This is a genomic window from Polymorphobacter multimanifer, assembly GCF_014205635.1.
In the GTDB taxonomy this organism is placed as follows: domain Bacteria; phylum Pseudomonadota; class Alphaproteobacteria; order Sphingomonadales; family Sphingomonadaceae; genus Sandarakinorhabdus; species Sandarakinorhabdus multimanifer.
In genome coordinates, this window is the sequence record NZ_JACIIV010000001.1 from 60,777 (window position 1) to 86,523 (window position 25,747).

A 25,747-nucleotide genomic window follows, 5' to 3' on the forward strand; every position below is an offset into this window, starting at 1 on the left:
TGAATCCATGACAGACCAATGCGCTTTGCCCGTGGCGGTTCCGGGTCGGTTGGTCAGCGGCCGAGCTGGCGGCCAAGCTGGCGGCCAAGCTGGCGGATGAGACTGGCGGCGAGGTAGAGGCGGCGCGGCACGGCTTCGAGATGGACATATTCGGCAGCCGAGGAATGATAGCCGTAACCGGGCAGGCCGAGCGACTCGATCACCGGGACGCCGGCGCGGGCCGCATAGCCGGCGTCGGTGCCGCCGCCGGTGCGCGGCTCCACCTGCAGATCCTGGCCGAGGCTGGCGTAGATCGCCACGGCACGGTCGATCAGGGCGTTGCTCGCCGGTGTGGCGCTGAACGGCGGGCGGTTGAGCCTGAGGGTGAGGTCGTATTTGGCGCCCTTGAGGCTCGGTGTGGCAAGCCGCTCCTTGAGCAGGGTGGAAAACGCATTGAAATCGGCTTCGGAGCCGACGCGGAGGTCCCCGACCAGGGTGACATCATCGGGGATGATGTTGCGCACCGGGCGCGCCTGCTCGATCACTGTCCAGTTGAAGCGCAGCTTGCCGGGGCCCTGGTCGAGATCGACGGTGCGTGCGATGACGGCAGCGGCTTCGGTGAGAGCATTGACACCGAGCTCGGGCACGGCGCCGGCATGGGCGGCACGGCCGGCGATCTTGAGGGTGACGGTGGAGGTGCCCGACGTGCCGCGCACCAGCCGCTCGGGCATCATCGTGGGCTCGAAGGAGAGCACCGCCGTCTGGCCGCGCGCGAGTTCGGTGATGGTGTCGCCCGAACCCAGCGAGCCTTGCTCCTCATCGGTGTTGATGGCGATGGTGAGGGCGGCATAGTCCTTTGGCGCAAGCAGTTTGAGCGTGTGGAGAATGACGGCGATGCCGCTCTTGTCGTCGGCAATGCCGGGCCCATAGGCCTTGTCGCCCTCGACGCGGAAGGGAGCCCTGGCGACCGCGCCGCGCTGATAGACGGTGTCCATATGGCTGAGCAGCAGCAGCTTGCCCCGCCCGCTGCCGGTGAAGCGGGCCACCAGGATGTCGCCCTTGACCGTGCCGGTCGGCTTGATGCGCTCGATGGTGGCACCCATCGGCTTGAGCTCGGCTTCGAGAAGCGACGCCATTGCCGCCATGCCCTCGGCGTCACCGGTGCCGGTCTCGATATTGACGAGACGTTCGAGCGTGCGGGTGAGCGCGGGCGCTTCCGCGGTGGCGGCGGCGAGCAGCTTGGCATCGGGCCGGTCGGCAGCATGGAGGGGCGTTGCGGCCAGAAGGCCGGCGATGACGAGCGCGCGCATGGGCAACCTTTTCAATTGGTTTCGTCGAAAAGCTCACGGCCGACGAGAAAGCGGCGGATCTCCGAGGTGCCGGCACCGATCTCGTAGAGCTTGGCATCGCGGAGCAGCCGGCCGGTGGGATAGTCGTTGATATAGCCGTTGCCGCCGAGGCACTGGATGGCTTCGAGCGCCATCCAGGTCGCCTTTTCGGCGGCGTAAAGGATGCAGCCTGCGGCATCCTTGCGGGTGGTTTCGCCGCGGTCGCACGCTTCGGCCACGGCGTAGGTGTAGGCGCGCGCGGTGGATTGGGCGACATACATGTCGGCGAGCTTGCCCTGCATAAGCTGGAAGGTGCCGATGGCCTGGCCGAACTGCTGGCGATCATGGACATAGGGAAGCACGACATCGAGGCAGGCGGCCATGATGCCGAGCGGGCCGCCAGCGAGGACGACACGCTCGTAATCGAGTCCGGACATCAGCACCTTGACGCCATTGCCGAGGCCGCCGAGCACATTCTCGGCCGGAACTTCGCAATCTTCGAAGACCAGCTCGCAGGTTTCCGAGCCGCGCATGCCGAGCTTGTCGAGCTTTTGCGCGGTGCTGAAGCCCTTCATGCCGCGCTCGACGAGGAAAGCGGTGATGCCACGCGAGCCGGCGGCCGGATCGGTCTTGCCATAGACGACCAGCGTGTTCGCGGCCGGGCCATTGGTGATCCAGAACTTGCTGCCGTTGAGCAAGTAAGCGTCGTTACCCTTTGCTTCGGCACGCAATTTCATCGAGACGACATCCGAGCCCGAGCCCGGCTCGGACATGGCGAGACTGCCCACATGCTCGCCACTGATGAGCTTGGGAAGGTAGCGCGCCTTCTGGTCGGCGGTGCCCCAACGCGCGATCTGGTTGATGCAGAGGTTGGAGTGGGCGCCCCAGGAGAGGCCGACCGAGGCCGAGGCGCGGCTGATCTCCTCGATGGCAATAACATGTGCCAGATAGCCGAGCCCGGCGCCGCCATCAGCCTCCGGCACGGTGATGCCGTGCAGGCCAAGATCACCGATCTTCTTCCAGAGATCGACGGGAAAGCTGTTGCTGGCGTCGATCTCGCCGGCGCGTGGCGCGATTTCGGCTGCTGCAAAGGCGCGGACGCTCTCACGGAGCATGTCGAGGGTTTCGCCATGGGCGAAGCGGAGGGGGGAGAAGTTCATGCGCTCGTGATAGCGACGGCTTTTGTCGGAGGAAAGCTCTTGCGTATAAGCAACGTTGCTTTTAAACAACGAATCGCGATGAGTGAGAACATTTCCGATCATCTTCACAACAGGTTGTCGCTGTTTCGAGCCGAACGCGGATTGTCGCGGCGCGAACTTGCCGAGCTTGTCAGCGTCAATCCGCAGACGATCGGGTTTCTCGAGCGTGGGCAATATGGGCCGAGCCTCGAGCTGGCGTTCAAATTGGCCGCGGTGTTCGAGGTGCCGGTGGAAATGCTGTTTTCGTTGAAGCCCTTCGCGCCGCTGGCTGAGCAGCTTGGTGGGACCTAACCGGGAGACAAGGCATGACACAGACGGGAACGATCAGCATGTCGGCGCGGACAGCGCGGCGGCTTTCCGTCCTGGTGCTGGGGGCGCTGACCGCCAGCTATCTGATCGATTTGACCAATCCCGCGCTGCCGAGGGCGATCGACATCACGCTGGGGATCGTCAAGATCATGTCGCTGCTCGGGGCGATCCTGCTGTTTCTGGGCAGCCATGGCCAACAGGCGCAGGCGAGCGATGCCATGCTCGATGAACGGCAACGCGCCGAGCGCGACCGCGCATTCGTGCTGACCCACCAGATCATGGTCGGCGTGCTGCTGGCGTCGATGGTCTACCTGGAGATCGGCGGCAAGATCGGGATGTGGCTGCCGGAGGTGCCCGATATCGTGGAGATCCTCACGGTGTTCGTGCTGGTGTCGATGGCGCTGCCCGGCATGATCCTGGCGTTCCGCGACCGGTCCGAAGAGCTTGGCAGCGACTGAGATCAGCCGATTTCGAGGAGCACCATGCCATCGGCCACCTGGTCCCCGGCGCTGATGTTGAGCGCGGTGATGATGCCGACTGCAGGGCTGAGCAGCCGATGCTCCATCTTCATCGCTTCGAGAATCGCAAGGCGCTGGCCGACCTCTACTGATTCGCCCAAGGCAATATCGAGGCTGAGCACCCGGCCGGGCATGGGCGCCCGCAGCTGGCCCGAGCGGGCCCCTGCGACGGCCTTGGGGGGCGCCTGGCGGGCAAGGGTCCAGCTCTGCCCATCGAGCCTGACTTCAATGGCTTGGGGGGTGATGTGGAGATAGGCTGAGAAATAGCCGCGACCGCTTTGCAGCCGGTGGCGGCCATCGGGCAGCAGGCGCAGCGCAACCTCACCGATTGTCTCCAGCCCTGCCAGCCGCAGCCGCCCTGCCACCGCGCGGACGCTGATGGCGTGCAGCGCGTCGCCCGCCCATAGCCGCACATGCGTTTCGAGCGGCAGATTGAGCCGGAAGGCTTGTCCGAAAGCGCTTGCGCCGGCTACGGGCGGGGTACCGAGAGCTGCGGCGGCGAATGCCAGCACCACCTCGGGGACGGGCTCGGTCGATGGGAGCAGCGCCGTTGCGTGAGTGGCGATGAACCCGGTATCAAAATCGCCGGCCACGAACGCCGGGTGGCTGGCGAGGCGGGCGAGAAAGGCGCGGTTGGACTTGAGCCCCGTCACCACCGTGGCATCGAGGCCGGCTGTGAGGGTGGCAAGTGCCTCTTCTCGCGTCGCACCCTGGGCGATGACCTTGGCAATCATCGGATCATAATCGAGGCCGATGCGGCTGCCCTGCTCGATGCCGGTGTCGACGCGGAGTGCGGGCGGAAAGCGCAGCGCCTCGATGGTGCCGGTGCTCGGCAGAAAGCCGCCATCGGCATCCTCGGCGTACAGCCGCGCTTCAACGGCATGGCCGGTCGCCTGGATCTCGTCCTGCGCCAGTGGCAGCGGCTCGCCGCGCGCGACGCGGAGCTGCCATTCGACGAGATCGACGCCGGTGATGGCCTCGGTGACGGGATGCTCGACCTGGAGGCGGGTGTTCATCTCCATGAAGTAGAAGGCGGGGTCGCCATGGGAGTCGACATCGTCGAGATCGAGCAGAAACTCGACCGTGCCGGCGTTGCGATAGTCGATCGCCGTGGCGGCGGTGACGGCGGCGACGCCGAGCATGTGGCGCAGCCGCTCCGACAGGCCGGGGGCGGGGGCCTCCTCGATCACCTTCTGGTGGCGGCGCTGCAGCGAGCAATCGCGCTCGTGGAGGTGGACGACATTGCCGTGGGAATCGGCGAACACCTGCACCTCGACATGGCGCGGCCGGCGGACGAGCTTTTCGAGCAGCACCGCGGCATTGCTGAAGCTGGCTTCACCTTCGCGCTGGGCAGCCATCAGCGCATCCTGGAAGCCGGCGGCCTCGGTGACGGCGCGCATGCCCTTGCCGCCGCCGCCGGCGACGGCCTTGATGAGGAGCGGAAAGCCGATCGCCTCGGCGGCGCGCTGGAGCCGGATGAGGCTCTGGTCCATCCCCTGGTAGCCGGGCGTGACGGGGACCCCAGCCTTTTTCATCAAGGACTTGGCGGCGTCCTTTAAGGCCATGGCGCGGATGGCCGCACTCGGCGGGCCGACGAAGATCAGCCCGGCAGCCGCCACGGCAGCGGCGAAATCGGCATTTTCGGAGAGAAAGCCGTAGCCGGGGTGAATGGCTTGCGAGTCCGTCTGTCGGGCGATGGCGATGATCCGCTCGGCGTTCAGATAGGGGCGCGCGGAGTCCGGCCCGAGGCTCACCGCCTCGGTTGCCTCGCGCACATGCGGCGAGGCAGCATCGGCGTCGGCGTGGAGCGCTACCGTCTCGATGCCCATGGCATGCGCGGTGCGGATGATGCGGCGGGCGATTTCGCCGCGGTTGGCGATGAGGAGCTTCTTCATTTCGGGCAACCGTTCGGCTCGGCGGTCCAGGTGAGGCTGGTGAGCTTCCAGGCGCCGTCGACCTTGGCGAGGCCGAAGCTGTCGATGCCGCAATGGAGGCGCTTGCCGCCGACATCGATCGTGTAGGGGGACCAGACATGCGCGAGATCGCGCTGGATCAGCACGGTAGGGTTCTGGATGCGCTCGTCGACAGGGGGCCGGCCGGGGGTGCGGAAGGATTCCGCCATCTGCGCGCGGCTCATGGTGCGGGTGCGCAGGCTGTCGTCGGCCTTGTTGTAGTTCTGCGCGACGCTGATCGCTTCCGGGACCATGACCTGCTCGATGAGGGCGGCGTCACCTGTGTTGACGGCGCGCAGGGCGGCTTCGACCACGGCGAGGACATCGTCGCGCTGGGCCGCGGCGGCCGGGGTGGCGAGGAGGAGGAGGGCGGCGGCGAGCGGCTTGAGCATGGGCAGGGGCCTTTGGTGGGGGCTGTCAGTCGAGGCGGTTCCAGTCCGGCGCACGCTTCTCGAGGAAGGCGCGCAGGCCTTCGCGGCCTTCGGGACTGGTGCGGCGGGCAGCAATGCGGGTGGCGGTTTCGGTGCGGAGGGTGTCGGTGATCCGCTCGCCGCTGATGGTGGCGACGAGCGCCTTCGCATCGGCGACAGCGCCGGGAGCAGCGGCCTGCAAGTGGCTGAGCCAGACGGTTATTTGTGCCTGGGCAGCGTCGCGGTCGATCGCGGTTTCGTGGGAGAGGCCGATGCGCTGCGCCATTTCGGGGCCGAAGGGCTCGGCGGTGAGGAAGAGGCGGCGGGCGTGGGAGGCGCCGATCTTGGCGATGACGAAGGGAGAGATGGTGGCGGGGGTGAGGCCAAGGCGGACTTCGGAGAGGCGGAAGGTCGTGCCTTCCTCGGCGACGACCATGTCCGCGCACGCCACCAGCCCGACCCCGCCGCCGGAAACGGCGCCGTGAACGCGGGCGATGACCGGCTTGGGGCAGGCGTTGATGGTTGCCAGCATGTCTGAGAGCTTAAGCGCATCCTGCTGATTTTGCTCAGGCGTGAAGTCGGCGGCGCGGCGCATCCAGTTGACATCGGCGCCGGCGCAGAAGGATTTGCCTTCGCCGCTGAGGACAATGGCGCGCACCGCGGGGTCGGTGCCGAGGGTGCGGAAGGTGTCTTCAAGGGTGGCGATCAGCGCTTCGTCGAAGGCGTTGTGGCGCTCGGGTCGGGCGAGGGTGACGTGCGCAATGCCGGCAGCGTCTATATGCGTGGTCAAGCCCATGGAATTACATCCGGAACGTCCCGAACTTCGTGTCCGGGATGGGTTTTTGCAGGGAAGCGGCGAGACTGAGGGCGATGACGCGCCGGGTGTCGGCGGGGTCGATGATGCCATCGTCCCAGAGGCGGGCGCTGGCGTAATAGGGATGGCCTTTCCGTTCATATTGTTCACGAATCGGTGCCTTGAAGGCTTCCTCATCGGCGGCATTCTTGAAGCCGCCGGACTTGACCGTGGCGAGGACGCTGGCGGCTTGCTCGCCGCCCATGACACTGATGCGGGCATTGGGCCACATCCAGAGGAAATTTGGGCTGTAGGCCCTTCCGCACATGCCGTAGTTGCCGGCACCATAGCTGCCGCCGATGACGATGGTGATCTTCGGGACGGCGGCGCAGGCTACGGCGGTGACGAGTTTGGCGCCGTGGCGGGCGATGCCTTCATTCTCGTAGCGTTTGCCGACCATGAAGCCGCTGATATTCTGGAGGAAAAGCAGCGGGATCTTGCGGGCGCAGGCGAGCTCGATGAAGTGGGCGCCCTTTTGGGCGCTCTCGGAAAACAGGATGCCGTTGTTGGCGATGATGGCGACGGGCATGCCTTCGATATGGGCGAAACCGCACACCAAAGTCTCGCCGAAGCGGGGTTTGAAGGGTTGAAATTCGCTCTCATCGACCAGGCGGGCAATGATTTCATGGACATCGATGGGGTGCCGGGGGTCGATGGGGGCGAGGGCGTGGAGGTCTGACGGGTCGAAGCGGGGGGCGCTGGGGGGGCGTGAAGGGTATGTCGGGGGGCATGGCAGGGTGCTGACGATCCGCCTTGCGATGGCGATGGCATCCTCGTCGTTTTCGGCGAGGTGATCGGCGACGCCGGACAGGCGGGTGTGGACATCGCCGCCGCCCAACTCCTCGGCGGTGACGTCCTCGCCGGTCGCGGCCTTCACCAGCGGCGGGCCGCCGAGGAAGATGGTGCCCTGATCGCGGACGATGATCGATTCGTCGGCCATGGCGGGGACATAGGCGCCGCCGGCGGTGCAGCTGCCGAGGACCAGCGCGATCTGGGCGATGCCCTGCGCGCTCATGTTGGCCTGGTTGAAGAAGATGCGGCCGAAATGATCGCGATCGGGGAAGACCTGATCCTGGCGGGGGAGGTTGGCGCCGCCGCTGTCCACCAGATAGAGGCAGGGCAGGTGGTTTTGCGCGGCGATCTCCTGCGCGCGGAGGTGCTTCTTGACGGTGAGGGGGTAGTAGCTGCCGCCCTTCACCGTGGCGTCGTTGGCGGCGATGACGCAGAGGCGGCCTTCGACCTGGCCGATGCCGGCGATGAGGCCGGCGGCGGGGACATCTTCGCCATAAACGTCGTGCGCGGCGAGTTGGCCGATTTCGAGGAAGGCCGAGCCTGGATCGAGGATGGCCTCGACGCGGTGGCGGGGGAGGAGCTTGCCGCGGGCGGTGTGGCGCTCGCGTGAGGATTCGGGGCCGCCTTCGGCGATGCGGCCCACGAGGCGATGGAGATCGGCGACAAGCTCGGCCATGGCGGCGGCGTTGCTGGCGCTGGCGGGGGGGAGGGGTTGGCCGATGCGGGGCATGGCGTTGCTATGGCGCTTTGCGGGGCGTTGCTCAAGCGGTGGGTGAGGTGGATTCGCCGTCTTTCGCTTTTGGGGGAAGCCAGGCGTCTCCCCATATGCGCAGCGCTGCCATGGTGGGGGCGAGGGCCTCGCCAGCCTGGGTGAGGCGGTAGGTGGCGCGGGGAGCTTGCGGCGGCAGGCGCTCCATCAGCCCGGCTTCGACGAGCCAGCCGAGGCGCGAGGTGAGGGCGGCGCGGGAGATGCCGAGACGATCCACAAAGCCCTCGAAGCGATCGACGCCGAGAAAGGCCTCGCGAAGGATGAGCAGCACCCAGCGATCTCCCAGCAGCCGTGAGGCGCGGCCGATGGGGCAGGGGGAGCGCGAGGGGACATAGGCCTTCATTGGCTGAAGATACGCGCTTGGCAGGGCGTTGCGAAGAGGCCATAAGTCTGTATTCCAGACTGAATGGAGGCGAGTGATGGCGGTGTTTGCGACTGAGGCCGAGGCGTTGGGCTATATGAAGACCGTGGCGGTGGCGAAATCTGGGTTTTCGAGCTGGGCCGGGGTGGAGCCGCTCAAGGTGTGGGAGGGCGAGGCGGAGCTGGTTGTGACGGTGCGGCCGGAGATGACGCAGCACCATGGCTATGCGCATGGTGCGATCGTGGGGCTGATGGCGGACAATGCCTGCGCCTGGGCAGCGGCGAGCCTGGCGGGGGATGTCGTGACGGGGAGCTACACGATCCATTTCGTGGCGCCGGCGAAGGGCACGAGGCTTCGCGCGCGGGGGCTGGTGGTGAAGCCCGGCCGGCGGCAGGTGGTGGTGCGCGCCGAGGTCTGGAGCGAGGCGGAGGGGGTGAAGCCGGTGCTGTGCGCGGTGGCGACGGCGGCCATCGTGCCGGTGGGGTAGTTGCGTTTGGCGCGGTGCTGGGCTATGCGCCCGCCTTCGCTCAGGCCGGTTGGTACCGGCCGCATATGAGAAGGCAGATTTGCAATGAAGTCCGGCATTCACCCGACCACTCACATGATCACCGTCCGCATGACCGACGGCCATGAGTATCAGACGCGCACGACCTGGGGGAAGGAAGGCGATCTGATGACGCTGGAGATCGACCCCACCTCGCATCCGGCCTGGGTTGGCGGTGCGGGCAAGATGCTCGATGCCGGTGGCCAGGTGGCGCGCTTCAACAAGCGCTTCTCGGGCTTTGGTCTGGCTGCGAATAACAAGTGAGCCGGCGCGCGTTTAGCGCAAGCTAAACGCCGGCTCGGCGCACGATCGGCCAGCGGGGCGGCGGTCACTTAGACCGCCGATCCCGTCTGACCCCGGCCTGCGCCGGGGCAGGCGTCAGCCGCGGCTTTGCCGCGACTTTTTTCGTGCGCCCACCAAGGCGCCCTCCCGCCAAAAATGCACGTTGTGCCCAAAACCTTCGCTGCTAACGTTCCGCCGTGCAGCCCGATCCGCCCGAAGACACCGCCGCAAAGGCCCCACCGGTCGATGCCGCGCTCCTGCTGCGGGTGGCACGCTGGCTGCCGTTCGCGATGGCGGGGCAGTTGTTGATCGGCGTGCCGGCGGTGTTGATCTCGCTGGTGGTTGCCTATGGGACCTATATTCAGGCCGGCGCCACCGAGCGCATCCAGCAGGCAGCGACCTGGCCTTTCGTGGCCTTCAGCAGCAGCAACTATTCGGACACCGGCGAGCGCCGCATCGCCTTTGCCTTCACCAACAACGGCCTGGGGCCGGCGTTGCTGGGGCCGGTCGAGGTGCGATACGATCGCCGCATCGTTCGATCGCCGCAGGAGCTGCTTGCGGCGTGCTGTGGCTTTGACAACAACCGCTCGGCGCAGCTTCGCACCAGGCCGATTGCCAATGTGGCGCTGCGGCCGGGGCAGGCGGTAGAGTTTCTGAGCTTGCCCGATGTTCCGGCCAATGTGCCGATGGTCGATGAGCTCGATGCAGTTCGGCCCCGCATCCATGTCCGTGCCTGCTACTGCTCCATCTTCAGCGAGTGCTGGACGGTTGCGGGTGAGCAGGCCAAGCCCATGGCTGTTGCGGCCTGCCCGACGAACTGGCTGAGCTATAGCGAGCGATAATGGCGGCCGGTCTCTGATGGCCGCTGGCGCAGCAAGTCCGGCATTGGAGAGGCACGGCGAGGCTGCGGCTATTGGTCTCTATCCGGCCTGGTGGGAGGGCTCACCCCAGACCGTGGCTAGCTGATCTTCGTATTTTGAGATAGTTGCGGGCGCATCGGACCCGTTGCTGCGTCCGCATCCTCCCCGCCTTCGGGCCATTGCCAAGGAACTGCCTATGAAAATCATCCACCTCACGCTCGCTTCGGTCGCTGCGCTCGCATTGGCCGCCTGCTCCGGCGAAAAGGCCGCCGAGACCACGACTGCGGATACCACGGTTGTTGTCGACGAAACCACAGCTGCTCCGGTCGATGCGGCCGCTGCCGGCAACATTGTCGTGGTGGCGCAGGGCAACCCCGATTTCTCGACGCTGGTGACCGCAGTGACGGCGGCTGAGCTGGGTGAGACGCTTTCGGGCCCTGGTCCGTTCACGGTCTTCGCGCCGACCAATGCTGCCTTTGCCAAGCTGCCTGCCGGCACAGTGGAAAAGCTGACCACGACCGACAAGGAAACGCTGAAGGCGATCCTGACCTATCATGTCGTCCCGGGCTCGGTCGATGCGGCCACGCTGACCTCGGCCATCACGGCTGCGGGTGACGCGGGTTATGTGATCACGACGGTCAACGGTGCGACGCTGACGGCTAAGATCGTCGATGGCGGCGTGGTGCTGACCGATGCGGCCGGCAACACGTCCAAGGTCACGTCGACCGATGTGGCGGCGTCCAACGGTCTGATCCATGTGATCGATACGGTGGTGATGCCGAAGTAAGCTTTACGGGTCCAGTTTGGACCGGACGAAGGCGGGCGCCGCGGGAGCGGGGCTCGCCTTTTGTTTTTGGGGCTGAGCCGGCACGGTTTCAGCAGCGCTGAACCCGGCTCAGATTTTTTTTGCGTCTACACTTCTATGCTGCTTTTCGATCCTCCAAGCGCCTTAACAGTACCGAGGCCACGGACAAGTGATCCAGGCGTCGGTCGATCGGGTCCGAGGGCGGCGACCCAGCCGGTGCTTGGTCCGCGGGAAAAGCCCGGGGCGACGGGGGGTGGTTCGGGTTTGGGGTGAGGCCGCGCAGGGGGCTTCGGGACCATGCCGGGATGACGGCAGGGGCCTGTCCACTGGCCAGGTTGCAGGGTTGCAGAGCCAGTTCACCGGGTGCAGCCGCAACCAATTTTTGCAACCCTGTGCATTCATGTTAACCTTTGATGATGCTTGGTGATTCGGCAACCAAGCTTTGAAGCACCTGCGTTAGTTTGAGCAAGTCAACGAGAACAAGATGGGGAAGTGACAACGGAGCTTCGCCAGCCGGCGCATCGCGACCGCTGCAACGGTCGTTCGTATTAGGGGGTATTGATCATGATTGTCCGTAGTCTTGTTCCACTTGCTGCTTTCACACTGGCGTCGGCGCCCGCCGCCGCGGTTGTTTATTCCAATCCCACGCCAATCGAGATCCCGGATTTCGCTGAAGTCGAAAGCAACATCACCATCGCCGGCACCACCGGCACAATTACCGATCTTACGCTGAGTTTCTCCGGGCTGAGCCACACGTTTCCCGACGATCTTGTCATGGGCCTGCTCAACACGGAGGCCGGCGTCGGCTTCGTCTTCTTGAGCAATGCCGGCGGCAGCACCGACATCAGCGGCGTCGACCTCACGTTCAGCGACGCCGCGACGCAGCAACTGCCGCAATCCTTTTTTGGCCTCGGCCCGATCACCTCGGGTACCTATCTGCCGTCGAACTTCAGTGGATTCTTGTTCACTTCTTTCGACAATCTCACGTCGTTCAGCGGCTTCAACGGTCTCAGCGCCAACGGCACCTGGACGCTGCTGACTGCCGATACCTTTGCTGCCGATATTGGCACCATCGCCGGCGGCTGGAGCCTCGACATCACCACCTCGGGCACCGATGTCATCCCGGAGCCCTCAAGCTGGGCGATGCTTATCGCTGGCTTCGGCCTCGTCGGCGCCGCATCCCGCCGTCGCCGCACCACCAGCGTCAACGCCTGATCCGTCGGCCCCTCCCGCCACCTTGGCGGGGGGGCTCAGGCCCCCGGGGGTAGCCCCGGGCGAGCCCGGCGCCAGCCCGACGCGGCTGGGCGTTGGATTAGGCCGGGCAGGGGGCTTCGGGACGGTCCCGGGGGTAAGGGCTGGCGCTCTGGCCAGATTTCAGGGGTGCAGGGGACGAGTCCCTTGCCCGCCGGAGGCGTTGGTGGCCATGCTAAGCCAAGCCATTTCTTGGGCCCCGGGACAAGCCCGGGGCGACGGTGAAGGCCGGGCCTTTGGGGTGGGCCGGAGGGGAGAAGCGAGTCGCCTCACCCCACCAAAGCCCGCGCCCCCGCATAATCCGCCTTGCCGTTCGGCGCGCGCGGACACTTCGCCACCACGACGATCCGCTTGGGCACCTTGTAGCCCGCCAGATGCTGGCGGGCGTGGGCTTGCAGCTCGAACACGTCGGTGCCTTCGGGGGCTTCGACGACGGCGGTGACGGCCTGGCCCCATTGCGGATCGGGGACGCCGAAGACGAGGGCGTCGGTGACGTGGGCGTGGGTCTTGAGGGTTTCCTCGACTTCTTCGGGAAAGACCTTTTCGCCGGCGGTGTTGATGCACTGGCTGCCGCGGCCCATGAGGGTGAAGCTGCCATCGGGGTTCTTGACCGCGAAATCGCCGGGGATGGAGTAGCGGGTGCCGTTTATCACCGGGAAGGTGGCGGCGGATTTGGCTTCGTCCTTCCAATAGCCGCGCGGCAGCAGGCCGGCGCGGGCGAGGCGGCCCATTTCGCCGTCGGCGACGGGGTGTAGATTGTCGTCGAGGATCAGGCTGTTGGTGTCGGTGGGGGTGAAGACGGTCGCGGCTCCGGCGTTGGCGCTGGTTTGCACACTGCTGCCCATGCCCAGCGCCTCGGACGAGCTTAGGGCATCGACAAGGGCGGCGTTTGGCGCGTGGCGGAGGAGGCCGGCCTTGATTTCGGGCGACCACATGGTGCCCGAGGAGAGGATGCCGACGAGGCTGGCGATGCTGCCATGGCCGGCATCGAGGGCGGCGAGCAGGGGGCGGCCGAAGGCATCCCCCACCAGTGTGGCGAAGGTGCAGCTGTGCTCCGCGCAGGCGCGGGCGGCGGCGGCGCCATCAAGGCTGGTGCCGGGGAGGGTGACGACGGTGCCGCCGGTGACGAGGGTGAAGATGCCGATGAGATAGCCGGTGCCGTGCATGAGCGGCGGCAGGATGAGGCTGCGGCGCGCTGCGAGGCCGGTGGCCATGGTGGCGGCGTGGTCCGCCAGCGCGGCGGGCTGTCCGGTCTCGGGATCATTGAGCGCGCCGCCGAGCAGGGTGAAGAGATCGGCCTGGTCCCACATTACCCCCTTGGGCATGCCGGTGGTGCCGCCGGTGTAGATGAAGAGCATGTCTTCGCCGCTATGGGCTTGCTCGGGCAGGGGGAGATCGGTTTCGACGAGGGTTTCGTAATCCTGCGCCCAGCTCGGGTTTTCGCCGCCGACCTGAACGTAGAGCTTGATGTGGGTGAGCCGGGGACGGATGCTTTCCACCAGCTCGGCGAAATCCGCGTCGAAGACGAGGACGGTGCTTTCGGAATTGTCGAGGATGTAGAACAGCTCCTCAGCCGTGTAGCGGTAGTTGATGTTGACGTGGACGAGGCGGGCGCGGAAGCCGGCGACGGTGGTTTCGAGATAGGCCGGCGAGTTGCGCATCAGGTGGGCGAGGCGGTCGCCGGCCTGTGCGCCGTGTGCCAGCATGTGCGCGGCGAGGTTGGTGGTGCGGCGGTGGAACGCGCCCCAGCCGATGGTGCGGTCGCCATGGATGAGGGCGGGGCGCGCTGGATCGACCTGGCCGCTGCCAGCGGCGAAGATGGCACCGAAGCTGAAGCTCATGATCTCTCTCCTTGGCCGGAAACTAGGGCAGGGGAGAGGGGAGGCCAAGCCTCCCTATTTTGGTTCGAGAAGCCGGTGCAGGTGGACGACGACGTATTTCATCGTGGCGTCGTCGACGGTGCGCTGGGCTGCACTGCGCCAGGCCTGTTCGGCGAGGGCGTAGCTGGGGAAGATGCCGATGACATCGAGCTTGTCCGGCTCGATGAAATCGGTGGTCTGGGGATCGGCGACGCGGCCGCCGAAGACGAGGTGCAATTTGTCCATGGGCGCGTCTCTAGCCGGGCGAGAGGGGTTTTGTCAGCTGTATTCGGACGCGAGGCGGGCGGTGAGGGTCTGAAACCAGGCGTCGAATTCGGGGCCATCCCAGGCGCGGTGGTTGCCGCGGGCATATTCGGCGGCGTTGCGGATATAGAATTCGGCGTTGATGCGGTTGGGGAGGCGATTGTCCTGCGTGCGGATGATCCTTGCCGGGCTGCCGACGACGATGCTGTTCGGGGGCACGACCATTTTGTCTTTCACATAGGCGTGCTGGCCGATGATCGAGCCGGCGCCGATGTGGGCGCCGTTGTAGATGGTGGCGTTGATGCCGATGAGGACATGATCCTCGATGGTGCAGCCGTGCAGCGTGGCGTGGTGGGTGATGGAGCAATAGGCACCGATCCGGACGGGTTTGCCCGGATCGGTGTGGACCATCACGAAATCCTGGATGTTGCTGCCCTCGCCGATTTCGACATGGGCGATTTCGGAGCGGATGACGGCGTTGCACCAGATGGAGCTGCGCTCGCCCAAGCTGACATGGCCGTAGAGCTGGGCGGAGGGGTGCACATAGGCGCTCTCCGCCAGCTCGATACGGCTTGTCATGCGTCAGGCGCGGTCTGCGGCCGAGCGCGCGTTGGCGGACTTGAGGAAGGCGATGAGCGAATCGAAGCCCTTGGCCTTGATCTGCTGGCTGAAGTCCGCCTCCTGGGTGATCGAGAGGTTGATGTTGGAGACGGTGAGGTTGTTGACCTGGTAGCGGCCCTGCGGCGTCTTCTTGACCTGCCAGATGGCGTCGACGGGCTGGGCGCCGGGGCGCTGGACGCGGGTGTGAACCTCGGTGAAGGGGCCGCGCGGGTTGGCGCGCATCAGCTTGATGCTGGCATCCTGATAATCGTAGAGCCGGTCGGCATAGGCGTTGAGGATGAACTCGGGGAACGCCTGCTGATATGCCTGGAGCTGCGCCGGGGTGATTTCGGCGCGGTGCCTGCGGATGAGGCGATTGCCGATATCGGTGAGGGCGACATTGGTCTGCAACAGGGTGCGGAACTGGGTACGGCCTTCCGCCTTGCTGAGCGAGCTGTTGCGGAGCACGCCGAAGGCATCGGCGGCGAGCTTCTCGATGAAGGCGCTAGCGGCGGGGTCGGCGGCAGGGGCCGACTGGGCAGCGGCAGGGGCGGCTGCAAAGGCGAGGGGCAGTGTGCCGAGTGCGAGGGCACCGGCAATGATGAAGGAACGCATCTTGTTCTCCGTAGGGCTGATCATGCAGCCCTTGTGAAGCATCGGCTGTGAACCGGGGGTTACTTTGCCTTCGGGGTGACGGCGCTGAGCAGGGCGCCGGCGGCCAGGCCCAGGACGACGGAGAGCACCGGGTTGCCCGCGATGGCCTTCTCGATGCTGTCGAGCGAGATGGGGGTCGATGGCGAGGCGGGCTCCTGCGAGACGGCAGACTGGGGGATGTAGCTGCGGCTGTCATAGCTGTCGTCATAGTCGGTGTAATCGGCGCCATCGCCGAGATCGACCGTGGCGTTGGCCAGTGTGCTGCGGGTGAAGAGCGCAAGACCGAGTGCTGCGACAGCGGCGCCGATGGCAATGGGGTGTGCCGAGACCGTATCCTTGGTCTTGCTCAAGAGGCGCTGGCCCTGGATGCTCGCGGTGTCCAGCGCATCGGCCATCAGCGCTTCGGGATTGGCGCGGGTCTTGAGCTCGGCGATGGTGGAGCCGAGCTGCTGTTGCTTCATTTGAGCATCAGCGGCCAGTCGGGAGACGGATTCAGCGCTCATGGTCGGTATCCCTGGCTTTCAGAAAGTTGATCGAGTCGGCATGCTGCTTAAGATTGGCAATTGCCCGGTGCGGTGCAAGGGGGGCACTGCGGATGCGCGACAGCCCGAGCATGATGAGGGCGCCGCCGATGAGCAGGGCGGCGGCAGCGGTGATGAGCGAGCTCCAGACCGGGCCGACCAGCGGTGCAAGCGCAGCCACGATCGCGCCGAGCACGGCAATGCCTGCGACGCCGGCCATGATTCCACCTGCAAGGATGATCGCCACCGCCAGCACGAGCTTGCCGACGTTCTGCCGCAGCTCGGCCGTGGCGAGCTGGACCTCGGCAGCAAGCAGCGCCTGCACTTCGGCTGGCACGCGGCGCACCAGCGCCAGCAACGGGTCGGTCGTGTCCGGCCGCTGCGGATCGGGTGATGTTTCCGTCATTCCTTGCCCGATCGCACCATTCGCGCGAGAAGGAAGCCACCCGCGACTGCAACGCCGAGCGCTATGCCCGGCTGGCGGCGGATGAGCGCCTCGCCATCGGCGACCAGCTCGCTGACCGGCTTCTCCTCGAGGCCACGCTGGATGGAGCCGAGCAGGTCGGCGGCCTGTCGTGCGAGATCGCCCACGGGCGCACCCGCCATGCTGTCGAGATTCGCAGCCCAGTTGTGCGCGGAGACGACAAGGCCGTTCATCGACTTGGCGATCTCGACCTTGGCGTCTTCGGCGAAATCGTAAATCCGGTTTTCGGCACCGGACAAGATGGTGCCGGATTGCGGCTTTTCAGACGTCACAGGCGTGCTCCTGGTTGGATCGAGGGGTTCGTTGTTCATGTTGATCTCCTCGTTGTAACGCCGAAAGGCGCTGCTGGTTGCGGGCCTGGTTGCCGGAGCGCGCTGCCCCCGGTAGATGATGCGCCAACGATACCCGTTCAATTGCGCGGGTGCCACAGACAGCTTTCGGGAGCAGCACATGACCGCGATCATCGACATCATCGGGCGCGAAATCCTCGATAGCCGCGGCAACCCGACGGTGGAAGTCGATGTGGTGCTGGAGGATGGCTCGCTCGGCCGCGCTGCCGTGCCGTCGGGCGCCTCGACGGGCGCGCATGAAGCCGTGGAGCGGCGCGACGGCGACAAGGGCCGCTACCAGGGCAAGGGCGTGCTCGATGCGGTGGCGGCGGTGAACGGCGAGATTCTCGATGCGCTTTCGGGGATGGACGGCGAGGAGCAGGCCGAAATCGACGCAGCGCTGATCGCGCTCGACGGCACCGAGAACAAGAGCCGGCTCGGAGCCAATGCGATTCTCGGGGTGAGCCTTGCGGTGGCGCGGGCGGCCGCCGATGCACGCGGGCTGCCGCTGCACCGCTATGTGGGCGGGGTGCAGGCGAGCCTTTTGCCGGTGCCGATGATGAACATCATCAATGGCGGCGCGCATGCCGACAACCCGATCGACATCCAGGAATTCATGGTGATGCCGGTGATGGCCGGGTCGATTGCCGAGGCGGTTCGCTGGGGGGCGGAGATCTTCCACGTGCTGAAGGCAGCACTCAAGCAGGCGGGGCATTCGACCTCGGTGGGCGACGAGGGCGGCTTTGCGCCGAACCTCGCCGGCACGCGCGCTGCCCTCGATTTCATCATGGCAGCGGTGGAGAAGGCCGGGTTCAAGGCGGGCCAGGAGGTCTGGCTGGCGCTCGATGCGGCGGCGACCGAGTTTTACCACGACGGCCGCTATGTGCTGGCGGGTGAGGGGCTGAGCCTCGATGGTGCGGGGATGACCGATTATCTGGCGGCGCTGGCGGCGGACTATCCGATCCTGTCGATCGAGGATGGCATGGCCGAGGATGACCGGCACGGCTGGAAGCTGCTGACCGAGCGGCTGGGCAACACTGTGCAGCTGGTGGGCGATGATCTGTTCGTGACCAATCCGGCGCGGCTGGCCGACGGAATCGAGGAAGGCCTTGCGAATGCGCTGCTGGTGAAGGTCAACCAGATCGGCACGCTGACCGAGACGCTGGTGGCGGTGGAGATGGCGCACCGCGCGCGCTACCGCACGGTGATGAGCCACCGCTCGGGCGAGACCGAGGATTCGACGATTGCCGACCTGGCGGTGGCGTGCGGCTGCGGCCAGATCAAGACCGGCAGCCTCGCGCGCTCCGACCGGCTGGCGAAGTACAACCAGCTGATCCGCATCGAGCAGGAGCTGGGCAGCAGCGCGCGCTATGCAGGGCGATCGGTGTTGATGACGCGATGACCGTGCTGGGCCGGCTTCTGGGCCGGTTGCTGGCGCTGCTTGCTGCGCTGCTTCTGGCGGGGCCGGCGGCGGCGGCGACGCTGACCGGCGTGTCGGCGGTGCCGGCGGTGGTGACGGTGACGAGCGATGGCCCGGTGGCGGCCGGGCACGCCTTTGCGCTCGCCGGACCCGACCGGCTGGTGATCGACCTGCCGGCGGTGGTGGCAGGCGCGATGATGGCGCCGGGCGCCGGCAGCGTGCGGCAGATGCGGCTGGCGGCATTTTCCCCTGGTGTGGCGCGGCTGGTGCTGGACCTCGATGCGCCGGTGCTGCTGGTGAGCGCGCAGGCGACCGACCGATCCTTGATCCTGACGCTGCGCCGGGCGACGCGCGCCGAATTCGACGCCGCGGCGAAGGCGGGGCGGTCGCCGCTGGGGGTGACGCGGGCGCCGGCGAAGCTCGACATCGTGATTGCGCCCGCAGCCGGGGCGCGGCCGCTTCCGGCAATGCCGACTTCCACGCCATCGGCCGCCCCATCTGCCGTGCCCTACGCAGCAACAACGACTGCCGGTGTCGGCGTGCCGACGGCAGCGACTCCCGTTCAGACGCAACCGCAGCCGCCAGCCTTGCCCGAGCCGGCACCGACGCCGCCGCCATCTTCGCCGCCGCCTTCGACGCCGCCTTCAACTGCCCCCGCACCAGCGCCCGCTGTCGTGAACAGGCCAGCGGTGCGATCGCGGAGCGGGGGCAAGCCGCTGGTGGTGCTCGATGCCGGACACGGCGGCAAGGATGTGGGCGCGATTTCGGTGCGCGGTGGCTATGAGAAGGATGTGACGCTGGCGATCGTCAAGGCGACGGCGCGAATCCTCGAGAAGAACGGCCGGGTGCGGGTGCGGCTGACGCGCGACGATGATCGCTTCATCCCGCTGGGCGGGCGCGCGCTGATCGCGCAGCGGGCGCGGGCCGACCTGTTCATCTCGGTCCATGCCGATGCAGCGCTCAACCAGGAGGCGCGCGGGGCGAGCGTTTATACGCTGTCCAGCACCGCGTCGGATGCGGTGGCGGCGCGGCTGGCGGCGCGCGAGAACAAGGCGGACATCATTGGTGGCATCAACCTGGGCGTCGAGGCGCCCGAGGTGAGCGACATTCTCATCGACCTGTCGCGACGCGGCACCACCGATGTGTCGGTGCAGTTTGCCGAGACGCTGCAGGGGTCGCTGTCGCAACCCCAGTCATCGGGCATCCGCTTTCGGTCGACCTTCCACCATTTTGCCGGCTTCATGGTGTTGAAGGCGCCCGATGTGCCGAGCGTGCTGCTGGAGACGGGCTATGTGTCGAACGGCGAGGATGCCGACTTCCTGTTTTCGAGCTCGGGTCAGAAGAAGATTGCCGAGGGCATTGCGCGCGCCATCGAGCGGCACCTGCTCGGCAATTGAAGTTTGTGGCGCCAGCACCTAGGGGTATCCGACAATGCGGCGTTGGTTGATTCTTGGAGGCGTGGTCCTGCTGGTGCTGGCCGGGCTCGGTGCGGTGCTCGTGGCTTCGGTGCTGCGCGACCTGCCGGGCGAGGATGAGCTGGCGCGATATGCGCCCGCACTTCCCTCGACAGTGCGCGATGTGAATGGCGAGGTCGTCTCCACCTTCATGCGCGAGCGGCGCATCTATTTGCCGTACAACGAGATTCCGCCGCAGCTGGTACAGGCCTATGTGTCGGCGGAGGACAAGAGCTTCTTCAGCCATGGCGGGCTCGATTATCTCGGCATCGTGGGCGCGGTGTTCACCAACATCGAATCGCAGTTCACCGGGCGTCGGCCGGTGGGGGCCTCCACCATTACCCAGCAGGTGGCCAAGGGCATCATCGGCAACGAGGTGACGCTGACGCGCAAGCTGCGCGAGGCGGTGGTCGCGTATCGGCTGGAATCGGTGTTTAGCAAGCAGCAGATCCTAGAGATTTACCTCAACCAGATCTTTCTGGGCCGCAACGCCTATGGCGTGGAAGCGGCGGCGCAGGCCTATTTCGGCAAGCCGGCATCGGGGCTGAACCTGGCCGAAATGGCGTATCTGGCGATTTTGCCCAAGGCGCCTTCCACCTATTCGCCGGTGAGCCAGCAGGAGCGCGCGCTGGGGCGTCGCGCCTATGTGCTGGGGCGGATGGAGGAGGACGGCCATATCACGGCGGCCGAGCGCGCTGCGGCGAATGCGACGCCGCTGGTGGCGGTGGCCAACCGCGGGATGGGGCCGAGCCGGGCGGGCGACTATTTCATCGAGGATGTGCGCCGCTTGCTCATCGACCAGTTCGGCGAGGATATCGACGCTGCCGACAAGCCGGGCGGCGGGCGCAACAGCGTGTATGGCGGCGGGCTGTGGATCCGCACGTCGCTCGACCCGATGATGCAGGATGCCGCCGAGGATGCGTTGCGGGGCGGGCTGGTGCGCTTCGAGCGCGGCCGGGCCTGGCGCGGGCCGGCAGCGACGATCGAGATCGGCGATGGGTGGCCTTCGCGGCTGGCGCGAACGATGGTGCCGACGGGCTATGACAGCTGGCGCAAGGCGGTGGTGCTGGCGCGGGCGGGGAGCGGCGTGACGATCGGGTTTACCGACGGCAGCGAGGCCACGCTGCCGGCCTATGCGGCGAGCCTGAAGCTGCGCAACACCAACCAGAGTGCGGCGCAAGCGATGAAGCCGGGCGATGTGATCGTGGTGACGAAAGCCGGGGGAAACGGGTGGCAGCTGCGGCAGGCGCCCGAGATTTCCGGCGGCTTCGTGGCTGAGGACCCGCACACCGGCCGGGTGTTCGCGATGGTGGGCGGCTTCGATGCGCGGGCGCAGAGCTTCAACCGGGCGACACAGGCGAAGCGTCAGCCGGGATCGACCTTCAAGCCGATCGTCTATGCGACCGCACTCGACAATGGCTTCACGCCGTCTTCGATCGTGGTGGATGGGCCGTTCTGCGTGTTCCAGACGCGGCGGCTGGGGCAGAAGTGCTTCCGCAACTTCGGCGGCAGCAGCGCCGGGCCGCAGACGCTGCGCTGGGGGCTGGAGCAGAGCCGCAACCTGATGACGGTGCGGCTGGGCTATTCGACGGGGATGGACAAGGTGGCTGCCCAGGCCAAGGCGCTGGGCATCGGCGATTATCCCGCCCAGCTGGCGTTTGCGCTGGGGGCGGGCGAGACCACGGTGATGAAGCTGACCAATGCCTATGCGCAGCTGTTCAACGCCGGGCGCAAGCTGGAGCCGAGCTTGATCGACATGGTGCAGGACCGTGACGGCAAGGTGATCTACCGCCGCGACACGCGCAGTTGTGTCGGCTGCGTGGCGGATGACTGGAACGGCGAGGCGATGCCGCGGCCGAGCGGCCGGGTGGTGCAGGTGATCGACCCGCGTACTGCCTATCAGACGGTACATCTGATGGAGGGCGTGGTGACGCGCGGGACGGCGACGCGGCTGCGCGTGCTCGAACGGCCGCTGGCGGGCAAGACCGGCACCACCAGTGGCCCGAAGGACGCCTGGTTCATCGGCGGCACACAGGATCTCGTGGCGGGGCTGTATCTTGGCTATGACCAGCCGCGCAACCTCGGCGGCTATGTGCAGGGCGGCAACACGGCGGGGCCGATCTGGCTCGATTTTGCCAAGGTGGCGCTGAAGGATGCCGAGAAGCGGCCGTTCGTGATCCCGCCCGGCATCCGCATGGTGCGGATCGACCGGCGGTCGGGCAAGCGGGTGTTCGGTGCCTGGCCGACCGGCAACGACCCGAAGGCGGGGGTGATCTGGGAAGCGTTCAAGCCCGACAGCGAGCCGCGGCGGGTGGGCGCCAGCGGCGCGCGCCGCGGGGCCGCGGCGGGCGGGCGGGTGCGATCGGATGCCGAATTCCTTTCCAACAGCGGCGGGATTTACTAGAGACCGCGCTCGCGAATTTTCGAAGGACGATGTGATGCGTGCCGAGGCGGAAGCCCATGCCCTCCAGATCAAGCAGGCGCTCGACCTGCTGAGGAGGTTTCTTTGACTGGGATCGTGCGCTGCGGCGGCTCGATGAACTGAACGCGCGGGTCGAGGACCCCAAGCTTTGGGACAGCCCCAAGGCGGCACAGGCGGTGATGCTCGAGCGGCGGCGGCTCGATGAGGCGGTTTCGGCGACGCGGTCGATCGAGCGCGAGCTTTCGGAGACGTCCGAGCTGATCGAGATGGCCGAGGCCGAGGGCGACGAGGAGATGGCGGCCGAGGGCACCGCGGTGCTGAAGGTGCTTGCGGAGAAGGCCGAGCGCGACAAGGTGGCCGCCCTTCTGAGCGGCGAGGCCGACAACAACGACACCTATATCGAGATCAACTCGGGTGCTGGCGGCACCGAGAGCCAGGACTGGGCGCAGATGCTGCAGCGCATGTACCAGCGCTGGGCGGAGGCGCGCGGCTACAAGGTGGAGCTGATCGACTTCAACGATGGCGAGCAGGCCGGAATCAAGAACGCCACGATGCTCATCAAGGGTGCGCAGGCCTATGGCTGGGCGAAGACCGAGAGCGGCGTGCACCGGCTGGTGCGGATCAGCCCCTATGACTCGGCGGCGCGGCGGCACACGAGCTTTGCCAGCGTGTGGGTGTATCCGCAGATCGACGACGACATCGAGATCGATGTGAAGGAAAGCGATCTGAAGATCGACACCTACCGCGCGTCGGGGGCCGGCGGCCAGCACATCAACACGACCGATTCTGCCGTGCGGATAACCCATGTGCCGACGGGCGTGATCGTGGCGTGCCAGAACGAGCGGTCGCAGCACAAGAACAAGGCGACCGCGATGAAGATGCTCAAGGCGCGGCTGTACGAGCGCGAGCTGGCGATCCGCGAAGCAGCGATTGCCGATGTGGAAGCGGGCAAGAGCGACATCGGCTGGGGCCACCAGATCCGCAGCTATGTGCTCCAGCCCTATCAGCTGGTGAAGGACCTGCGGACCGGGGTGACGTCGACGGCGCCCGGCGATGTGCTCGATGGCGAGCTCGATGCCTTCATGGCCGCGGCCCTTTCGCAGAAGGTGACCGGCGAGAAGGTCGACGTTTCGGACGTCGATTAACGCCGCCGGGGTGCCGGGGCTTCGGGCTGGACGGCGGCGATGGGGCGGGGGCTGATGCCGACGCCGTAGAGCCGCCAGCGGCCGCCGACCCATTGGTAGCTGAGATCGAAGGCGATGGCGGTGGGGCGCAGGCCGAAGAAGCCCTGGAGGCGCAGCAGGCCGCCCGGCACGATGGCGGGGGCTGCCGTCCATGTGGGGCCGAGCAGCAAGGCGTTGGAGAGATCGGTGCCGCTGCTGCGCAGGCCGGCGAAGATCTGGGTGAGGCGCGCGGCATCGTTGGCGGCCTGGAAGGATGGGGCCGAGAGATCGCGCAGCACCGAATAATTGCCGGACTGGTTGGCGTGATCGACTGCGGCCAGCGTGGTCCAGATGAGTTTGGAGAGATCGAGCTCGCCGGGCACCGGCTGGGCCGAGGCGGGCGGGGGCGCTGCAGCCTGAGCCAGTGTTGCAGCGGGACTGAGCGCCAGCAGAACGGCAACTGCCGGGGCGATGAGCCCCGGCAGTGCGCGAAACGAACGTGAATTGCTTACCATGCGACCTGGAAACCTCCCCGCGCACCGACTTCGCCGGTGTTGAGGCCGACACCGACGCCAGCCGAGAGCGAGGACATGTCCCCGATCCGGAAGCTGACGGCGGTCGTGGCGGCCGTGCGGTTCTGGTAATAGCCCACGCCGCCGGAAATGGCGATGTTGGCCCCCGTTGGCAGGCTGGGCGATTCCATGGCGAGCGCCATGGCGACGCCTTCATTGGCCTTGCGGATATCGGCACGGTTGATGTCGTTGAGGCTGAACAGCTGCCCGACCTGGCCATTGATTGTGTTGACCTGGCCGTTGAGCATGCCCACCGACGCCGCGGTGGCGAGGCTGGCGACGCTGGGGCCGGCCCCCAAGGTGCCCGAGCCATCGGCGGTGACGACATTGACCGAGCCCGACTGGGCGAGGGTGGAGGCGGCAAGATCGCCCACCGTCACCGAGCTGCCGGTGCCGCCGAGCTTGACCTGGTTGGCGCGGTTGGTGGTGGCGCCGAAGCCCACCGCCGTCGAGCCGTCGAACGCGGCATTTGCGTTCTTGCCCAGTGCGTTCGCATTGGCGCCGGCAGCGACGGCCTGATGGCCGACGGCGAGCGAAAGGCCGCCGGTGGCGCGCGCCTGCCAGCCAAAGGCCTGGGCACCGCGGCCCGAAGCGACCGATTCACCGCCGACCGCCGTGGCATGGAAGCCGCTGGCGAGGGCCTGGTCACCGATGGCGACCGAATCTTCGTCCGACGCGACGGCGAGGCTGCCGATGGCCACCGAGGTGCCAAGCGAGGCAGCGTTGGCCGAAGCGGTGGTGGCGCCGAAGCCGAGGGCAACCGAGGACAGCGCGGGGGCGTTGGCGTTCTTGCCGACGGCGGTGGCGTTGGTGCCGCCGGCGACAGCCTGGTGGCCGGCGGCGAGGGAAAGCCCGCCGGTGGCCTGCGCCTGCCAGCCAAAGGCCTGGGCACCGCGGCCCGAGGCGACCGATTCACCGCCCACTGCGGTCGCATGGAAGCCGCTGGCGGTGGCCTTGTCGCCGATGGCGACGGCATCTTCGTCCGACGCGATGGCGAGATTGCCGACCGCGACCGACTCGCCGAGCGAGGCGGCATTGGTGGAGGTGGTGTTGGCGCCTTCACCCACGGCGACCGAGCGGACGGCGGAGGCGACGGCGAGATGGCCGAGGGCGGTGGCGCGCTCGCCGGTGGCTTCCGAGCGCCAGCCATAGGCGGTTGCGGCAGTGGCGGTGGCGAGCGCCTGGCCACCGACGGCGACGGTGGATGCGCCCGATGCGACGGTGGCACGGCCGGCGGCGCCATCACGGTTGCCACCGATGGCGATGGCATCACCGCCGCTGGCGACGGCGAGGTTGCCGATGGCGACGGCATTGCTGCCCGAGGCGATGGCATCTTCAGCGCCGGCAAAGCTCTGGGCGCCCGAGGCGGTGGTCTGGTGGCCGACGGCGGTGGCCATGGCGCCGGTGGCGCGGGCCTGCCAGCCAAGGGCGGTGGCGCCGGGGGTGGAAGCGATGCTCTCCCCGCCAATGGCGACGGTGGAGGCGGCGGAAGCGGTCGCTGGGGCGACGCCGGCATCATCCGAGCCGAGGGCGACGGCATCGACGCCCGACGCAATCGCGCCATTGCCGATGGCGGTGGCGCCGGCGGCCGCGGTGGTGGAATTGGTCCCGCATTCGGTGCTGTTGGTGCTGGCACCATCGACACAGGGGGCAGTGGGCCCGGCAACGGCCGGGGCGGCGAAGGCGAGGGCGGCGGCGCTGGCAGCGACCGCGAGCTGAACGCGGATCGGCAAGGTGGTGATCGTCATGCTTGGATACTCCCTGATACTGTTCGGGAGGTGCTGCCGATCACT

The 25,747-nt window shown here is 67.0% G+C and carries 27 protein-coding genes; 11 read left to right on the forward strand and 16 right to left on the reverse strand.

Features of this window, described 5'->3' with window-relative positions; translation table 11 throughout:
• Positions 1–53 precede the first annotated feature (53 nt).
• Positions 54–1,289: a glutamate carboxypeptidase gene (locus FHS79_RS00265; protein ID WP_184193573.1), complete on the reverse strand. Its 1,236-nt coding sequence runs from the start codon at positions 1,287–1,289 to the stop codon at positions 54–56.
• Positions 1,290–1,300: 11 nt separating this feature from the next.
• Positions 1,301–2,467, reverse strand: a complete 1,167-nt coding sequence (locus FHS79_RS00270) for an isovaleryl-CoA dehydrogenase (RefSeq protein ID WP_184193576.1) — start codon at positions 2,465–2,467, stop codon at positions 1,301–1,303.
• Here FHS79_RS00270 and FHS79_RS00275 point away from each other — a divergent pair.
• Together FHS79_RS00275 and FHS79_RS00280 are read left to right on the forward strand one after the other, a co-directional pair.
• Positions 2,438–2,797 carry a helix-turn-helix transcriptional regulator gene (locus FHS79_RS00275; RefSeq protein ID WP_243452538.1) on the forward strand — a complete coding sequence of 120 codons (360 nt, stop codon included), beginning with the start codon at positions 2,438–2,440 and terminating at the stop codon, positions 2,795–2,797. The two genes, FHS79_RS00270 and FHS79_RS00275, sit on opposite strands and share 30 nt — an antisense overlap.
• A 14-nt stretch (positions 2,798–2,811) precedes the next feature.
• Complete coding sequence (locus FHS79_RS00280; RefSeq protein ID WP_184193579.1) at positions 2,812–3,273, forward strand: hypothetical protein; 462 nt, start codon at positions 2,812–2,814, stop codon at positions 3,271–3,273.
• A gap of 2 nt (positions 3,274–3,275) precedes the next feature.
• Here the strand turns inward: FHS79_RS00280 and FHS79_RS00285 are convergent, their stop codons facing one another.
• Genes FHS79_RS00285 through FHS79_RS00305 form a run of 5 tightly spaced genes read right to left on the reverse strand, consistent with a single transcriptional unit; the run spans position 3,276 to position 8,452 of the window.
• Complete coding sequence (locus FHS79_RS00285; RefSeq protein WP_184193582.1) at positions 3,276–5,228, reverse strand: acetyl/propionyl/methylcrotonyl-CoA carboxylase subunit alpha; 1,953 nt, start codon at positions 5,226–5,228, stop codon at positions 3,276–3,278.
• The gene (locus FHS79_RS00290; protein ID WP_184193585.1) at positions 5,225–5,677 is read right to left on the reverse strand and encodes a Cif family virulence factor; all 453 of its coding nucleotides are present in this window, start codon (positions 5,675–5,677) and stop codon (positions 5,225–5,227) included. The genes FHS79_RS00285 and FHS79_RS00290 overlap by 4 nt, the downstream gene beginning before the upstream one ends.
• A gap of 25 nt (positions 5,678–5,702) precedes the next feature.
• A complete protein-coding gene (locus FHS79_RS00295) occupies positions 5,703–6,491 on the reverse strand; it encodes an enoyl-CoA hydratase-related protein (protein ID WP_184193588.1) in 789 nt (262 codons plus the stop codon).
• A 4-nt stretch (positions 6,492–6,495) separates the two neighbouring features.
• Positions 6,496–8,070: a carboxyl transferase domain-containing protein gene (locus FHS79_RS00300; RefSeq protein ID WP_184193591.1), complete on the reverse strand. Its 1,575-nt coding sequence runs from the start codon at positions 8,068–8,070 to the stop codon at positions 6,496–6,498.
• Positions 8,071–8,101: 31 nt separating this feature from the next.
• Entirely contained in the window at positions 8,102–8,452 is a 351-nt protein-coding gene (locus FHS79_RS00305; protein ID WP_184193593.1) for a winged helix-turn-helix transcriptional regulator, read from the reverse strand.
• Positions 8,453–8,528: 76 nt separating this feature from the next.
• Between FHS79_RS00305 and FHS79_RS00310 the strand changes: the two genes are divergently transcribed.
• From FHS79_RS00310 to FHS79_RS18600, 5 genes are all read left to right on the forward strand, one after another.
• Complete coding sequence (locus FHS79_RS00310) at positions 8,529–8,957, forward strand: PaaI family thioesterase (protein ID WP_184193596.1); 429 nt, start codon at positions 8,529–8,531, stop codon at positions 8,955–8,957.
• 84 nt (positions 8,958–9,041) lie between these two features.
• The gene (gene rpmE / locus FHS79_RS00315; protein ID WP_184193599.1) at positions 9,042–9,278 is read left to right on the forward strand and encodes a 50S ribosomal protein L31; all 237 of its coding nucleotides are present in this window, start codon (positions 9,042–9,044) and stop codon (positions 9,276–9,278) included.
• Positions 9,279–9,493: 215 nt separating this feature from the next.
• A complete protein-coding gene (locus FHS79_RS00320; RefSeq protein WP_184193601.1) occupies positions 9,494–10,138 on the forward strand; it encodes a hypothetical protein in 645 nt (214 codons plus the stop codon).
• A 214-nt stretch (positions 10,139–10,352) separates the two neighbouring features.
• Positions 10,353–10,943, forward strand: a complete 591-nt coding sequence (locus tag FHS79_RS00325) for a fasciclin domain-containing protein (protein ID WP_184193604.1) — start codon at positions 10,353–10,355, stop codon at positions 10,941–10,943.
• Positions 10,944–11,519: 576 nt separating this feature from the next.
• Complete coding sequence (locus FHS79_RS18600; RefSeq protein ID WP_184193607.1) at positions 11,520–12,176, forward strand: PEPxxWA-CTERM sorting domain-containing protein; 657 nt, start codon at positions 11,520–11,522, stop codon at positions 12,174–12,176.
• Between the two features lie 305 nt (positions 12,177–12,481).
• On the opposite strand, the gene FHS79_RS00335 is transcribed toward FHS79_RS18600, so the two are convergent.
• From FHS79_RS00335 to FHS79_RS00365, 7 genes are read right to left on the reverse strand one after another with little or no spacing between them, the layout of a single operon-like run.
• The gene (locus tag FHS79_RS00335) at positions 12,482–14,053 is read right to left on the reverse strand and encodes an AMP-binding protein (protein WP_184193610.1); all 1,572 of its coding nucleotides are present in this window, start codon (positions 14,051–14,053) and stop codon (positions 12,482–12,484) included.
• 54 nt (positions 14,054–14,107) lie between these two features.
• Positions 14,108–14,317: a DUF4170 domain-containing protein gene (locus FHS79_RS00340; RefSeq protein WP_184193613.1), complete on the reverse strand. Its 210-nt coding sequence runs from the start codon at positions 14,315–14,317 to the stop codon at positions 14,108–14,110.
• A 33-nt stretch (positions 14,318–14,350) separates the two neighbouring features.
• Complete coding sequence (locus FHS79_RS00345) at positions 14,351–14,914, reverse strand: gamma carbonic anhydrase family protein (protein ID WP_184193616.1); 564 nt, start codon at positions 14,912–14,914, stop codon at positions 14,351–14,353.
• Positions 14,915–14,917: 3 nt separating this feature from the next.
• Positions 14,918–15,550 carry an MlaC/ttg2D family ABC transporter substrate-binding protein gene (locus FHS79_RS00350; protein ID WP_184193619.1) on the reverse strand — a complete coding sequence of 211 codons (633 nt, stop codon included), beginning with the start codon at positions 15,548–15,550 and terminating at the stop codon, positions 14,918–14,920.
• Between the two features lie 59 nt (positions 15,551–15,609).
• The gene (locus tag FHS79_RS00355) at positions 15,610–16,092 is read right to left on the reverse strand and encodes a DUF3618 domain-containing protein (protein WP_184193622.1); all 483 of its coding nucleotides are present in this window, start codon (positions 16,090–16,092) and stop codon (positions 15,610–15,612) included.
• On the reverse strand, positions 16,082–16,516 hold the full coding sequence (locus tag FHS79_RS00360; RefSeq protein ID WP_184193625.1) for a phage holin family protein: 435 nt from the start codon (positions 16,514–16,516) through the stop codon (positions 16,082–16,084). The genes FHS79_RS00355 and FHS79_RS00360 overlap by 11 nt, the downstream gene beginning before the upstream one ends.
• Positions 16,513–16,905, reverse strand: a complete 393-nt coding sequence (locus FHS79_RS00365) for a hypothetical protein (protein ID WP_184193628.1) — start codon at positions 16,903–16,905, stop codon at positions 16,513–16,515. Before FHS79_RS00365 ends, FHS79_RS00360 begins: the two co-directional genes overlap by 4 nt.
• Positions 16,906–17,044: 139 nt before the next feature.
• Between FHS79_RS00365 and eno the strand changes: the two genes are divergently transcribed.
• From eno to prfB, 4 genes are all read left to right on the forward strand, one after another.
• Positions 17,045–18,325: a phosphopyruvate hydratase gene (gene eno, locus FHS79_RS00370; RefSeq protein ID WP_184193631.1), complete on the forward strand. Its 1,281-nt coding sequence runs from the start codon at positions 17,045–17,047 to the stop codon at positions 18,323–18,325.
• A complete protein-coding gene (locus FHS79_RS00375) occupies positions 18,322–19,740 on the forward strand; it encodes an N-acetylmuramoyl-L-alanine amidase (RefSeq protein WP_243452539.1) in 1,419 nt (472 codons plus the stop codon). The genes eno and FHS79_RS00375 overlap by 4 nt, the downstream gene beginning before the upstream one ends.
• Before the next feature lie 34 nt (positions 19,741–19,774).
• Positions 19,775–22,201, forward strand: a complete 2,427-nt coding sequence (locus FHS79_RS00380; protein WP_184193634.1) for a penicillin-binding protein 1A — start codon at positions 19,775–19,777, stop codon at positions 22,199–22,201.
• 34 nt (positions 22,202–22,235) lie between these two features.
• A protein-coding gene (gene prfB / locus FHS79_RS00385; RefSeq protein ID WP_184193637.1) for a peptide chain release factor 2 occupies positions 22,236–23,364 on the forward strand; the annotation gives its coding sequence in 2 pieces (ribosomal slippage) (positions 22,236–22,304 and positions 22,306–23,364; 1,128 coding nt in all).
• Here the strand turns inward: prfB and FHS79_RS00390 are convergent.
• Together FHS79_RS00390 and FHS79_RS00395 are read right to left on the reverse strand one after the other, a co-directional pair.
• Positions 23,361–23,897 carry a hypothetical protein gene (locus tag FHS79_RS00390; RefSeq protein WP_184193640.1) on the reverse strand — a complete coding sequence of 179 codons (537 nt, stop codon included), beginning with the start codon at positions 23,895–23,897 and terminating at the stop codon, positions 23,361–23,363. The genes prfB and FHS79_RS00390 overlap by 4 nt on opposite strands.
• Positions 23,891–25,702 carry a YadA-like family protein gene (locus tag FHS79_RS00395; RefSeq protein WP_184193643.1) on the reverse strand — a complete coding sequence of 604 codons (1,812 nt, stop codon included), beginning with the start codon at positions 25,700–25,702 and terminating at the stop codon, positions 23,891–23,893. The genes FHS79_RS00390 and FHS79_RS00395 overlap by 7 nt, the downstream gene beginning before the upstream one ends.
• Positions 25,703–25,747 lie beyond the last annotated feature (45 nt).